Genomic DNA, 13,488 nt, shown 5'->3' on the forward strand with positions numbered 1-13,488 from the left:
TACTGAGCGATAAAAAAGGGATTTTATGACCACAGACGATCAAGCAACACCGGGCGATACCGGCTATTACCGGTATGACATTATTGGTGAAAACACTCACCGGACCAGCGTTCAGTGCACCGAAAAAGTCGTTCAGTGCCGGAAGGTGCCGGTCAGGGGCGTTACGTTGACGGTTGGCGTGTTCTTTGACGGTACGGGTAACAACCGTGCTAACTCAAATGACCTGCGGCTGGCGTATGCCCACTGTGCCGACCTGGTGGATGAGGCGCGGGCAAAAGCGTGCGCGGAATTTGAGAAACGGTTTGAAAAGGGGCTGGGTAATTCAAGCTGGCAGGGCGGTCCCACCAATATTTCCCGACTATTCGATCTTTACCAGCAGCATAATGAACTCAAAAACAGCGAGAAAGAGGCATAGGTGAAAGCCTACGTGTGCGGCATCGGAACGGCGGACGGGGAAAGCGACTCGGTGCTGGGGATGGCGCTGGGCAGCAGCCTCATCAGGCAGTTTGAGGGGGTGGTGACGAAGACCGATGAGGCTCTGGATAAAATCAGCAAGACGCTTAAGGACTTCATCGACGTTAATCGCACAGAGGTGGCGATCGCGAAGGTGCAGTTTGACGTGTTCGGGTTCAGCCGCGGGGCGGCGGCGGCCCGCCACTTTGCCAACCGGGTGATGAACCAGGACGGCGCGATAGCGGCGGCGATAAACAAAGGGCTGGGCATGGCGGGACACCACGGAAAGGCCGCCGGAGAGGTACGGTTTCTGGGGCTGTTTGACACGGTAGCCGCTATCGGCAGCCTGCTGAACTTCTACGACCTCAACGGGCGTAGTAATCCCGGCGTAAACCTGGAGCTGCGGCCCTCCGTTGCGCAGAAGGTGTTTCAGATAAGCGCGATGCACGAGTGCCGGTATAACTTCAGCCTGAACAGCATCAGAGGAATGTGGCCGGAGCTTGCGCTGCCGGGCGTACACTCGGACATCGGCGGGGGCTACAACGCGGTGGAGGATGAGATTTCGCTGCTGACGATGCCGGATTTTGAGGTGATACGCGACAGCGCGGACGAGACGCAGACGGCAGTGTACCGTCAGGCGGAGAAGATGCGCCAGGTGCTGTATTCGCTTCCGGTGTTGAGGTACCTGATGCCGCACGGTGAGGTGGTGACGAAAATGATTTCGTGGCCGCTGGTCAACCGGGACAAGGCGCGCGCGTTTCTTTTTGAGAAAAAGGCCGGGGCGGCGGTGTTCATGACGCGGAAAGCGGTGCCGAACGACTGGGAAAAGGTGTGCATGCGGGTGATGCTGGATGCGGCGCAGGACGCTGGTGTTATGTTCGGGGATATCGATCCGCAAAACCCAGACACATCCCTCCCTGCGGAACTGCTTCCCCTGTGCGATAAAGCGATAGCACAGGGCCGTGCCGTACGACGAGGAGGTGAGCCGCTAAGTTTTACCGCCGACGAAATGCACATCATTGGTCGTTACCTGCACTGTTCGGCGAACTGGAATATCGACTCCGACCTGAGTCTGTGGGTGAGTCCGTCAACGGGGGAGGTTTTTCTGCGAAATCACTCTGAGCCGACGAATGAGCGCTCTTTCGTGTGGCCTATGGCACCGGGCAGGGGATGGGGGCGGACGGTATGGCGGATGGACGACCAGCAGCAGTGGGAAGACCGGGCGCGTGCGAACGCGGACGCACTGGACGGTTTTTTCTGAGGAGGCAGGGATGAGGCGATTACAGCTGATGGTGGCCGCGCTGGGGGTAATGCTGCTTGCCGGCTGCCATGACCGCCGGGCAGGCGTGAAGACGCTGTTAGGGGACGATGTGAAGCAGTGGGGCCAGAAGCTGCCTTATGATCACTGGGAATTCAATTTTTTCTATCCCGTTAACCTGCCTGCACTGGTGACGCAGGTATATCTGGAAGACGGGGATATCCGGGAGAGTATCTTTCGGCGACTTGATCCAACCGAACCCAGCCAGGGCAGCGTGGGAGCATGGAGCGAGCGCGTGGGTGGTTTTCCCGCCAACTTTAATATCGGTAAGGCGCTGCCGGTCAGGATGACGGTGTGCTGGGACTCAGTTATCGACAAGAAAGCGTATGAGACGGAGATCTGGTTCAGCCGGGATACCTGGCAGCAGATGCTTGCTGCCTATCCTGATACCTGGCGTCCGGGAAAAACGTATTACCGAAACAAAATGATTATTGGTCTGGCCCCTGGAGGGAAAGTCAGAATATGGCTGAAGGACAACCGTAATCCAGTAGCCCTCCAGCGCCCTGTCAGGCTGTCCACCATGACGGGGAATGATATGCTGATTTGTAAGGGGGTAACGAAGCACCCTAACGGATATGTTTATTATGGAAAAACATCCGGGTTCATCAAGGGCAAAACCTATCCTTACGGTGAGTGGTAAGGCATAACGATCATCAAAATTAAAAGGGTCTTCTTGAAATCTTTTTTTCGGGCGCCATCTCCGGCTCTGTAAACAAACCACCGCTCAAGCACGGTCATATCAATATGCAGGGGCATCATACATGCAGACCATATGCGGTGGAATTGGGCTGGCTTCGGGTAATAAAAAAAGCCGGTAACAAAGTTACCGGCTTTTCTGTTCAGTTTGCAGGGCAGGTGGCTTAAGCCTGAAGCAGGCTCTGACCGGTGCTTTCAACCAGTGACAGCAGGACTTTGATATCCTCCAGAGTCACGGTTGGGTTCAGCAGGGTCACTTTCAGACAGGTGATGCCATCTGATTCAGTCACGCCCACGTTCGCCTTGCCGGAATCCAGCAGCGCATCACCAATACGTTGGTTAAGCAAAGCCACAGCCGCATTATCCATCGCCGCGTTTTCCGCACGGAAACGGAACAGCACGCTCGCCAGCTGCGGCTTCATCACCAGCTCCAGCGAAGGCCGTGAAGTCACATATTCTGCCACTTCCTGCGCCAGAGTAACGCCGTGATCGATGATCTCTGCGTACTGCTTCTGGCCCAGTGCTTCCAGGCCCATCCACAATTTTAACGCATCGAAACGGCGGGTGGTTTGCAGCGATTTGGACACCAGATTCGGCACGCCCTGAGCTTCATCAAACTCGGAGTTCAGGTAGGCCGCCTGATAACGCATCAGCTCGTAGTGACGGGTTTCTTTCAGCAGGAACGCGCCACAGCTGATGGTCTGGAAGAACTGCTTGTGGAAGTCCAGGGTGATGGAATCCACCAGCTCAATACCGTCCAGATAATGACGATATTTCTCAGACATCAGCAGCGCGCCGCCCCAGGCTGCATCCACATGCACCCAGATATCCTGGGCTGCAGCCAGCCCGGCAATAGCCCGCAGCGGATCGATAGCACCGGCATCGGTTGTTCCCGCTGTGGCAACAATCGCCAGAACCTGTTCGCCGTTGGCTTTCGCCGCCGCCAGTTTCTCAGTGAGATCGTTGAGATCCATCCGCGCAAACTCATCGGTTTTCACCAGAGTCACCGACTGATAGCCCAGACCCAGCAACGCCATGTTCTTCTGCACGGAGAAGTGAGCGTGCTCAGAACAGAACACTTTAATCTTCCGCAGATTGCCGATCAGGCCATCCTGCTGGATCGAGTGTCCCTGACGGGCAAAGAAGGCGTCACGCGCCAGCATCAGGCCCATCAGATTGCTCTGAGTGCCGCCGCTGGTGAACACGCCTGCATCGCCAGCCTGGAAGCCTACCTGAGCACGCAGCCATTCAATCAGCTTCATCTCAATGATGGTGGCAGAAGGGCTTTGATCCCAGGAGTCCATGCTCTGGTTGGTGGCGTTGATCAACACCTCAGCCGCCTGGCTGATCACCAGGCTTGGGCAGTGCAGATGAGCCACGCACTGCGGGTGATGCACCGACAGGCTGTCTTTGAGGAAATACTCAATGGCACGCTCAATAGCGGCCTGGTTACCCAGGCCCTGAGGATTGAAATCCAGCGTGATACGTTCGCGCAGCTCCGCAACAGATTTGCCCTGATACATCTCGGGTTGTTGCAGCCACTGCACCACGGCCTGGCTACTCTGCTCAATGGCCTGCTTATAGGCTTCCGTGCTTTGCGCAGAAGCAGACAGAATAGGGTTTTCCCTGGACATCAATGACACTCCGTTCAGACAGGTTTCACGCCAGCAGCAAGCAGGGCGTTTTCAAATTTATCCAGGAACACAGCCATCTCTTCCTGAGTGATCAGCAGGGAAGGCAACAGGCGCAGAACGCAACCGTTGCGACCACCGCGCTCCAGGATCAGACCAGACTCAAAGCATTTTTTCTGCAGCAGAGCAGAAAGCTGACCGTCAGCCGGGTGACAACCCATGTGATCCTGCGGCAGCTCTGGCTTAACAATCTCAATACCGATCATCAGACCCGGGCCGCGCACGTTACCAATAACCGGGAAGCGTTTCTGCATGGCGACCAGCTGGCTGGTCAGCCATGCGCCTTTTTCGGCCACTTTATCGGCAATATTGTTCTCTTTCAGGTGCTTCAGCGTGGTCAGGCCGGTCGCCATCGCCAGCTGGTTGCCACGGAAAGTACCGGTGTGGTGACCTGGCTCCCAGGCATCGAACTGCTTTTTGATACCCAGAACAGCCAGTGGCAGACCGCCGCCTACAGCTTTAGACATCACGATGATGTCTGGCTCGATACCGGCGTGCTCGAAGGCGAAGAATTTGCCTGAACGGGCAAAGCCAGCCTGAACTTCGTCAAGGATCAGCAGAATGCCGTGTTCCTGAGTCACTTTACGGATGCGTTGCAGCCACTCGGCCGAGCGCCGGGTTGACGCCGCCTTCACCCTGAACGGCTTCCAGGATCACCGCAGCAGGTTTACGAACGCCGCTTTCAACGTCGTTGATCAGGTTTTCGAAGTAGTAGCTGTGCGCTTTTACGCCGGCTTCACCGCCAATGCCCATCGGGCAGCGGTAGAGATGCGGGTAAGGCATAAACTGCACTTCCGGCATCATGCCGTTAACGGCTTCTTTAGGAGAGAGGTTACCTGTTACTGCCAGCGCGCCATGCGTCATACCGTGATAGCCGCCGGAGAAGCTGATTACGCTGGTACGGCCGGTGTGCTTTTTAGCCAGTTTCAGGGCTGCTTCAACCGCATCGGCGCCGGAAGGGCCGGTGAACTGAAGGCAGTACTCTTTGCCCTGACCAGGCAATAAAGAGAGCAGGTATTCTGAGAACGCATCTTTCAATGGCGTGGTCAGATCGAGAGTATGTAACGGCAAGCCGCTGGTAATGACACTTTGAATACTTTCCAGGACATCCGGATGGTTATGTCCTAAAGCCAGCGTTCCCGCACCGGCAAGGCAGTCGAGATAACTATTGTTCTCAACGTCGGTAATCCATACGCCATTCGCTTTAGCGATAGCAAAGGGTAACTTACGGGGATAACTTCTGACATTCGATTCAAATTCAGCCTGTCTGGCTAAATAGGTTTCATTGTTGGCATGTGAAGAATTCGCAACTGAAGTGTCAATACGGACTTTATCCGTCATCATATCTCTCCTACAACCTGGGGGTCTGTTACGCCCAGGTTGAAAATGTGGTTAAAAAAGTAGCAACTCTGTATAAAAGCGCGCCCAATATAGGACTTTTCACGCCCGAGCTCAATGATTAATTTTGTTAAGTTTTGCTAACATTTTTTCTATAGGAATCATAGGGTTGTTGAGTAATTAATCAATCATGTCCTGACTAAAGGGTGGGATTGGCCGTGGCCTACTGATATTTAGCACTTTTTAGTCCCTTTCCGCCGTGAAAGCAGGCTGCATTAAAACCTTCAGCGCTTATTTAAAATGCCTGCATAAGTTTTTAAAACGAGCCGGCAAATATCCCGCTAATTCGCCCACGCCTTTTTGTTCAGTAACATTCCTGTTGAATTTCATTAACAAACATTCGCTTTCTTGTATAGGTTTTGTTTAAAAACTGTTTATTAAGATAGTAACCTGTGTGATTATGAGCGACGCCAGCATGCCGTTTAGTATGGTAGTGCGGTGCGTTTCAGGCTGATTAAAACTAAAAATTGATGTCTACCCCCGCCAGCCGGGTGGTTTTGAGCTATGTGAACAGTCAGGGATATACCATGCGTAATTCTAATGAACCTTCTTCAGGAAACGTTCAGCTAAGTCGTCGCCAGGTTTTACTCGCGGGTGCCGTTATCATGGCCGGTGGGGTGATGACTTCCGTATTGCCTCGCTTTGCCCTGGCAGACGCTTCTGAACACTTCACCCCTTTTATGCAGCTCTCACGACTGCTGGTAAATCATCAACTTGATGAGGCGGTAGGGCAACGTATGCTCCGGCTGCTTGCCGCGCAAGAGAAGGGACTGCCGGATAACCTTAACCAGCTGATTGCCATCGCCCGTGCCCACAACGCCCGGATCGTGGAGGACTTTTTCCCGGCTATTCCGCAGGGGGAACTCCAGGATCTGGCGCACAAGATCATCTTTGGCTGGTACACCGGCAGCCTTGAACCTACCCGCGCTGCAAAAAGCTTTGCCTTTGAGCAGGCGCTGACCTGGCAGACAACGCTGGATACGATCACCATTCCCTCTTATGGCATCAGTGGTCCCAATAACTGGCAACGCATCAACACACCGGTTCTTCCGCTACCGACATTCTGAATCCCCTATAAGAAGATAAATTATGACAGCCCCTTCTCAGTCACCTGTGGTGATCGTTGGCACCGGCGTGGTCGGTGTGGTGATCGCTGAACAACTGCTGGATGCCGGTATTCCGGTATTGATGCTGGAAGCTGGTCCGCGCGTTTCCCGCGCTGAAATCGTTGAAAATTACCGCAACCTGCCGCTGGGCGCGAAAGCGAATCCTATAGAATGCTATCCCTCGCGCGAGTGGGCACCTCATCCTGAACCTGCGGGGCCCGGCAAAGGCTATCTGCAACTCAGCGGTGAAGACTCTTATGCCCAGAGCTACGTGCGTTATGCCGGCGGATCGACCTGGCACTGGGCGGGCACCTGCTGGCGTCTGACCCCGGCGGATATGCAACTACGCACGCGCTACGGCGTGGGGCGCGACTGGGCCTTTGAGTACGACACCCTGGAGCCTTATTACGCCCGTGCGGAATACAAGCTGGGCATTTGCGGCCCTGACGATCCCGCTTTACAGTGGCCTCCTTTACGATCCAGACCTTACCCTATGCCCGCACTGCCGTTTGGGCCGGGCGAAGCACGCTTTACCCAGGTCGTGAAAGAGCAGCTAGGCCTGCACAACATTCCCACCGCTCAGGCACGTAACAGCGGCACCTCTTATGACGACCGTCCGGCATGCTGCGCCAATAACAATTGTGTGCCGGTTTGCCCGGTCGGGGCTAAGTACGATGCCTCAACCGCGCTGTCACGGCTGGAGGCTAAGGGAGCCGTCATCCGCGACAATGCGGTGGTCTGGCGCATTGAAACCAATCAGCAGAACCATATCGAAGCGGTACATTATTACGACCAGCATAAACAGAGTCATCGCGTCAGCGGCAAGCTGTTTATCGTTGCCTGTAACGGCCTGGAAACCCCGAAACTGCTGCTGATGTCGGCAGATTCCCGCAATCCCAACGGCATCGCCAACCGTTCCGATCAGGTGGGCCGCAATATGATGGACCATCCGCAGATCACCATGACCGTCACGCTGGAAGAGCCTTACTGGGCAGGCGTTGGCCCGGTGGTCAACAGCGGCATTATGGAAACCTCGCAGGGGGATTTCCGTTCAGAACATGCCGGTGCCTATTTCCGTTTCAATAACTTCGCCCGCAACCGCTTTGTGACTTTTGGCGCGCTGAAGAAAGGGCTGGTGGGCAAAGCGCTGGATGAAGAGATCCGGCGGATGACCGCCTGCACCGCCGATATCGTGCTGGCCCATGAGATCCTGCCGGACGCCAACAACCGCCTGACGTTATCCGATAAAAAAGACTGGCTCGGCCTGCCGAAACCGGCCATCCACTATGACGTGGGGGACTATGTGCGCCGCTCGCTGAAAAACTACTCAATGCCGATTGCTCATAAAATTGCCGCGGCGATGGGCGCGACAGAGAAGAAATTCTCCAGCCAGTTTAACCAGAGTAAACACATCATGGGCGGCACCATTATGGGCAACGATCCGGCCAGCTCGGTAGTGGATGCTGACTGCCGCGCGCACGATCATCCCAACCTGTTTTTGCCTGGCGGCGGTGCGATGGCGAGCACCGCCTGTGGCAACAGCACGCTGACCATGACGGCGCTGGCGTTTAAAGCTGCCGATGCGATCGTTAAACAGGCGAGGGCGGTGTGATGAAGCTGAAAACGAAGCTCGGCCTGATCGCCCTGTTAATGCTGTGCGGTCCGGCCGCCAGCGCCGATGACGAGGCGGCACTGCTGAAAAAAGGCGAGTATCTGGCCGTGGCCTCAGACTGTACTGCCTGCCACACCGGCTCTGCAGCTAAACCTTTTGCGGGCGGCAACGCGATTGCATCGCCGGTGGGTGAGATCGTCGCCACCAATATCACACCGTCAAAAACCGCAGGTATCGGCCATTACAGCGAGCAGCAGTTTGCCGATGCGCTGCGAAAAGGCGTGCGGGCCGACGGGGCGAATCTCTATCCGGCGATGCCCTATACCGCCTACGCCACGCTGACCGATGAAGATATTCATGCGCTGTATGTTTACTTTATGAGCGGGGTGAAAGCAGTGGATGAACCCACTAAAGAAACCCATCTGCCGTTCCCGCTGAACCTGCGTTTTTCGATGATGTTCTGGAATGCGATGTTCCTGAAATCGCCCGGCTACACGCCTGATGCCTCGCAGTCCGCAAGCTGGAACCGGGGACGTTATCTGGTGGAGGGGGCCGCCCATTGCAGTACCTGCCACACGCCCCGTGGTTTCCTGATGCAGGAAAAACAGGACGAAGCCTACAGCGGGGCGCAGGTGGGCGCCTGGTTTGCACCGGATATCACCGCCAGTCCGGTCAGCGGCATTGGAGAGTGGTCGCAGCAGGATCTGGTCACCTATCTGCGCACTGGCCGTCTGGCGGGCAAAGCCCAGGCCGCAGGCAGCATGGCGGAAGCCATCAGCCACAGCTTCCAGCACCTTTCAGCTGAGGATCTTTCGGCGATTGCCGACTACCTCGGCAGCGTGCAGGGCAACACAACTCAGGCTGCGGGCAGCTCCCGTTTCGGACAGGGCAAGCCGGGCAATAATCTGGTCGCATTCCGTGGCGATGCTTTTGCTGCTCCCACCCCTGATGAAGGTGCACGACTCTTCTCCGGCAACTGTGCTTCCTGTCATGGCAGCAGCGCGCAGGGAACGGCTGATGGCTTCTATCCCAGCCTGTTCCACAACAGCGCCACCGCTGAAAACAACCCTTCAAACCTGATCGCCACCATTTTGTTTGGCGTGAAGCGCGAAACGGCGGAGGGCGACGTGTTTATGCCTCCTTTTGGCGGGCAGCCTGAAGCGCTGAATCACCTTGATGATCAGCAGGTGGCTACGCTGTCGAACTGGATTTTGCAGAAGTATGGCAATGCCAGCGTCACCGTTACTGCCAGCCAGGTTGCCGATATCCGGCGAGGTGGAGCGACATCACCGCTGGTGCTGATGGCGCAGGCTGGCGTGGCGGTGGCCGCGCTGGCGGCGGCTGGCCTGGTGGGCTACCTCCTCTGGCGGCGTAAACGCCGCAAGGCTGTTGCGTGATCCCCCTTTACTTCGTCGCCGGTTCGCTGGCGACTCTGACTACCGGAAAAGAAACATGAAGCACTATTCACGCCGTGGCGTGCTGAAAATGGTGGGGCTGATCGCCGTGACCAGCGCTGCCGGGCACCTGATGCCGCTTCCAGCACTTAACGCAGCCCAGCCCAGGCCCAGAGCGGCCGCGCTGGCTGACTTTATGCAGCTCTCCTCGCAGTTGACGCAGCAGGCACACCTGAACGAGACGGTGGGAGCCGCCCTCTTTTATGCGCTGAACCTGACGCAGAAAAATTTCATTGTCGGTCTGAGCCAGCTAAAGGCGCTGCTGCATAACCAGCCAGACCTGTTAGAGCAGGATCGGTTGCAGTTCCCGAAAAGCGATGCCATTGGCGAAACCCTGGCGAAAGCGATTCTGGCGGGCTGGTACAACGGCGTGGTGGGTAAAGGTAACAAAGCGCTGTATGTCACCTATACCAGCACGCTTGCCAGCCAGCTGGTGAAAGACAAACTGGTTCCGCCGGGCTTCTCTTACGGTGCCTGTGGTAGCTGGGCTGAACAGCCCTGAATAAAAAGAGTCATTTGATGAATAAGAACAGAACTGCCGATGTGGTGGTGATTGGCGCGGGCGTGAACGGGTCGCTGCTGGCCACCCGCCTGGCGAGAGCCGGTAAATCCGTACTGCTGCTGGAATCCGGCCCGAAAGTGGGGCGCGACCAGCTGGTTGAGCGTTTCCGCGAATCCGCTTTTAAATCCGATTTTATGTCGCCCTATCCGTTTTCGCCTCTTGCGCCGCACCCGCGCTACACGCCTGAGCCAAACGACTATTTAGAACAGGTTGGCCCACATCCGTTTAACGCGCAGTACATCAGGATGTTTGGCGGCACCAGCTGGCACTGGGCGGCGCAGCTCTGGCGTTTTGTGCCGAATGATTTCCGTCAGCATTCCGCGTATGGCGTGGGCAAAGACTGGCCCATTGGCTATCAGGACCTGGAAGACTATTACTATCAGGCCGAAGTGATTGCCGGGGTGGGAGGATCGCCGGATAACGGCTCGCCCCGCAGCAAGCCTTATCCTATGGAGCGGGTTCCTGCTTCCTGGCTGCAACAGCGGGTTACCGCCCGTCTGGCTCCTGACTTTACCGTGCTGGATGACAGCACCGGGCGCAACAGCCGCAGTTATGACGGGCGTCCCGCCTGTTGCGGCAATAACAACTGTATGCCGGTGTGCCCCATCGATGCGCAATATCACGGCGGACTGGCCGCACAGGAAGCGGAAGCCAGCGGCGTGCAGATCATCACTGAAGCGGTGGTGTATCAGCTTGAACATGACAGCCAGGGCAAGATTGTTGCGGCAAACTACTACGACTGGAACAAGGTCAGCCACCGTGTCACCGCTGAAACCTTCGTGCTGGCCGCCAATGCTATCGAAACCCCTAAGCTGCTGCTGATGTCGGTCAGCGATCGCTTCCCGCAGGGCATTGCCAACAGCCATGACAACGTGGGGCGTAATCTCTGTGACCATCCCGCCATCGGGGTGACTTTCGATGTGGATGAAGAGATCTGGCCAGGCCGTGGGCCGGTCAGCCCGTGCTCTATTGGTCAGTTCCGCGACGGTGATTTCCGCCGCGAGCATTCGCCTTTCCGCATCGATATCTCTAACGCTTCACAGGTGGCGTCGGTGACCAAAGAAGCGCTGGCAGAGGGCTTCTTTGGCCGCAAGCTTGAGGAGCAGATCCGCTTCCGGGCAGCCCGTCGCCTCAGCATCAAAAATGCGCTGGAGCAGCTACCCGATCCGGCTAACCGGGTCACGCTCAGCAAAAACAGAGATCCGCTGGGCTTGCCCACGCCTGCGCTGTTCTGGAATGTGGATGACTATGTTATCCGCGGCACGGAGAAAACCCGCGAATGCTATGACGCCATCGCAGCAAAACTCGGTGCCACTAATATCAAACACAGCAAAAGTGGCAAGTTCTCTAACCGTCAGCACATCACCGGCACGCTTTCGATGGGGCTGGATCCGGCAACCAGTGTTACCGATGCCTGGGGCCGCGCTCACGATCATGAAAACCTCTTTATGGTGGGCACGGGCGTGATGCCAACGGTCGGCACCTGCAACGTGACGCTGACCGCGATGGCCCTGGCGCTGCGCACCGCAGACAAAATCCTGCAGGAGACGCAGCATGGGTAATTTACTGAGATGCGTACTTCCTCTCAGCGCATTGATTCTGAGTCTGAATCACTCTCTGGCGTTTGCTGAGGGTCAGGAGGTCACGGCTAAAAATGGCCTGCAAGTCAGTCAGACCGGGCATCAGGTTCACAGTGACCAGTCTGCAAGCCAGGTTGATAATGGCCCTACGGATAAGAACCTCGATCTGATCAGGCGCGGTGAATATCTGGCTACGGCGGGCGATTGCGGGGCCTGTCACTCTCAGGAAGGCAAAGCGCCGTTCAGCGGCGGGCACGCCATCGCCAGCCCGCTGGGCACCATTTTCAGCACCAATATTACGCCCTCCGCCACGGCAGGCATTGGTCACTACAGCGAGCAGCAGTTTGCGGATGCGCTGCGCAAAGGTGTTCGTGCCGATGGGGCAAACCTCTATCCCGCGATGCCTTACACCGCTTATGCCCGGCTCACCGACAGCGATGTCTCCGCGCTTTACGCTTACTTTATGCAGGGTGTGAAACCTTCAGATGCGCAGCCGGAAAAAACCGATCTGCCGTTTCCGTTTAACCTGCGTTTCAGCATGGCGGCCTGGAATCTGCTGTTCCTGGATGCCAAACCCTTTACGCCCGATCCCTCGCAGTCGGCAGAGTGGAACCGTGGCGCTTATCTGGTGGAAGGATTAACCCACTGCAGCACCTGCCACACGCCAAGAAACTTCCTGATGGCGGAGCAGCAGAAGCAAAACCTGCAGGGCGCTTCTCTCGGCACCTGGTTTGCACCGGCTATCACCGCTGCGGCCTTGCAGACCAGGCAGCGCTGGACGCGCGAGAATCTGGCGGCTTATCTGGCTACGGGCCATGCGGATAATGGTGCAACGGCAGGCGGCCCGATGCTGGAAGCGATCGACAAAAGCTTTGCGCGCATGACGCCAGACGATCGCCAGGCGATAGTCGCCTATCTTCTGCCAGAAGGGAGTGCTGAGCCAGAGCAGGCCGGAGCTGTAACGTCAGCGGCAAAGCAGACCAGCACGCCAGCTCTGGACGGGGTAGCCTCCACTGCTCAGGCTCAGGCTCAGGCTCAGGCTCAGGCTCAGGCTCAGGCTCAGGCTCAGGCTCAGGCTCAGGCGGATAAGCGGTCCGCGCGGGCTCCCGCCCCCGTGCTGATAACCGGTGACGATACGCCCCGTGCCCTGTCCCGGATGAGTGAAGGCGAGCGCGTCTACCGTAATAACTGCGCGGCCTGCCACAATCTGGAGGGGCAGGGACTTAACGGCTTGCCTGCGCTGAAAGGCCACCCGGTGCTGGATAAGCCTGTGGCAGATAACGTGGCGATGGCGGTGCTGCAGGGCGTCTGGCCCGAAAAGGGGCAGGGGATGATCGGCTTCGATCGGGAACTGACCGACAGCCAGATTGCCCAGGTCACTAACTACCTGATGGAGGATTTCGGCCACAGTAAAGTGCGCATCACCCCGGAACGGGTTAAGGCATTACGTAAGGGTGGCGATCCTTCGCCGCTGTTACTGCTGGCCCAGGGTGGGATGGTGGGCGCGATAGTCGTCATCCTCGCATTAGCAGTTTGGTGGTGGCGCCGTCGGCGCTAAACGACATCTCTGCGCTGGGTGCAGAATCGCAGGAATTACAATCCCCCTCCGCTTTCATCG

The 13,488-nt window shown here is 56.9% G+C and carries 10 protein-coding genes and 1 pseudogene; 9 read left to right on the forward strand and 2 right to left on the reverse strand.

Annotated elements, in window-relative coordinates; all coding sequences use genetic code 11:
- The first annotated feature begins 25 nt into the window (after window positions 1-25).
- The 3 genes from VRC33_RS10580 to VRC33_RS10590 are packed head-to-tail and all read left to right on the forward strand — an operon-like array spanning window position 26 to window position 2,411.
- Complete coding sequence (locus tag VRC33_RS10580) at window positions 26-415, forward strand: hypothetical protein (protein WP_338563609.1); 390 nt, start codon at window positions 26-28, stop codon at window positions 413-415.
- Window positions 416-1,714, forward strand: a complete 1,299-nt coding sequence (locus VRC33_RS10585; protein WP_338563611.1) for a DUF2235 domain-containing protein — start codon at window positions 416-418, stop codon at window positions 1,712-1,714.
- Between the two features lie 10 nt (window positions 1,715-1,724).
- Complete coding sequence (locus VRC33_RS10590) at window positions 1,725-2,411, forward strand: DUF2931 family protein (protein WP_338563613.1); 687 nt, start codon at window positions 1,725-1,727, stop codon at window positions 2,409-2,411.
- 220 nt (window positions 2,412-2,631) lie between these two features.
- Here VRC33_RS10590 and VRC33_RS10595 read toward each other — a convergent pair whose 3' ends face one another.
- Window positions 2,632-4,101 (reverse strand): aspartate aminotransferase family protein, encoded by a 1,470-nt coding sequence (locus VRC33_RS10595; RefSeq protein WP_338563615.1) that lies wholly within the window; start codon window positions 4,099-4,101, stop codon window positions 2,632-2,634.
- Between the two features lie 14 nt (window positions 4,102-4,115).
- Window positions 4,116-5,502 (reverse strand): annotated as a pseudogene (locus VRC33_RS10600) (diaminobutyrate--2-oxoglutarate transaminase).
- Window positions 5,503-6,083: 581 nt separating this feature from the next.
- Here VRC33_RS10600 and VRC33_RS10605 point away from each other — a divergent pair.
- The 6 genes from VRC33_RS10605 to VRC33_RS10630 are packed head-to-tail and all read left to right on the forward strand — an operon-like array spanning window position 6,084 to window position 13,428.
- On the forward strand, window positions 6,084-6,623 hold the full coding sequence (locus VRC33_RS10605; RefSeq protein ID WP_338563620.1) for a sugar dehydrogenase complex small subunit: 540 nt from the start codon (window positions 6,084-6,086) through the stop codon (window positions 6,621-6,623).
- Between the two features lie 22 nt (window positions 6,624-6,645).
- On the forward strand, window positions 6,646-8,274 hold the full coding sequence (locus tag VRC33_RS10610; RefSeq protein WP_338563623.1) for a GMC family oxidoreductase: 1,629 nt from the start codon (window positions 6,646-6,648) through the stop codon (window positions 8,272-8,274).
- Window positions 8,274-9,671 (forward strand): cytochrome c, encoded by a 1,398-nt coding sequence (locus VRC33_RS10615; protein WP_338563627.1) that lies wholly within the window; start codon window positions 8,274-8,276, stop codon window positions 9,669-9,671. The genes VRC33_RS10610 and VRC33_RS10615 overlap by 1 nt, the downstream gene beginning before the upstream one ends.
- 55 nt (window positions 9,672-9,726) lie before the next feature.
- The gene (locus tag VRC33_RS10620) at window positions 9,727-10,230 is read left to right on the forward strand and encodes a sugar dehydrogenase complex small subunit (protein WP_338563629.1); all 504 of its coding nucleotides are present in this window, start codon (window positions 9,727-9,729) and stop codon (window positions 10,228-10,230) included.
- A 17-nt stretch (window positions 10,231-10,247) separates the two neighbouring features.
- Window positions 10,248-11,852, forward strand: coding sequence for a GMC family oxidoreductase (locus tag VRC33_RS10625; RefSeq protein WP_338563631.1), 1,605 nt, complete (start codon window positions 10,248-10,250; stop codon window positions 11,850-11,852).
- On the forward strand, window positions 11,845-13,428 hold the full coding sequence (locus VRC33_RS10630) for a cytochrome c (RefSeq protein ID WP_338563633.1): 1,584 nt from the start codon (window positions 11,845-11,847) through the stop codon (window positions 13,426-13,428). Before VRC33_RS10625 ends, VRC33_RS10630 begins: the two co-directional genes overlap by 8 nt.
- Window positions 13,429-13,488: the final 60 nt, after the last annotated feature.

This window comes from Erwinia sp. E_sp_B01_1 (assembly GCF_036865545.1).
Classification (GTDB): Bacteria; Pseudomonadota; Gammaproteobacteria; order Enterobacterales; family Enterobacteriaceae; genus Erwinia.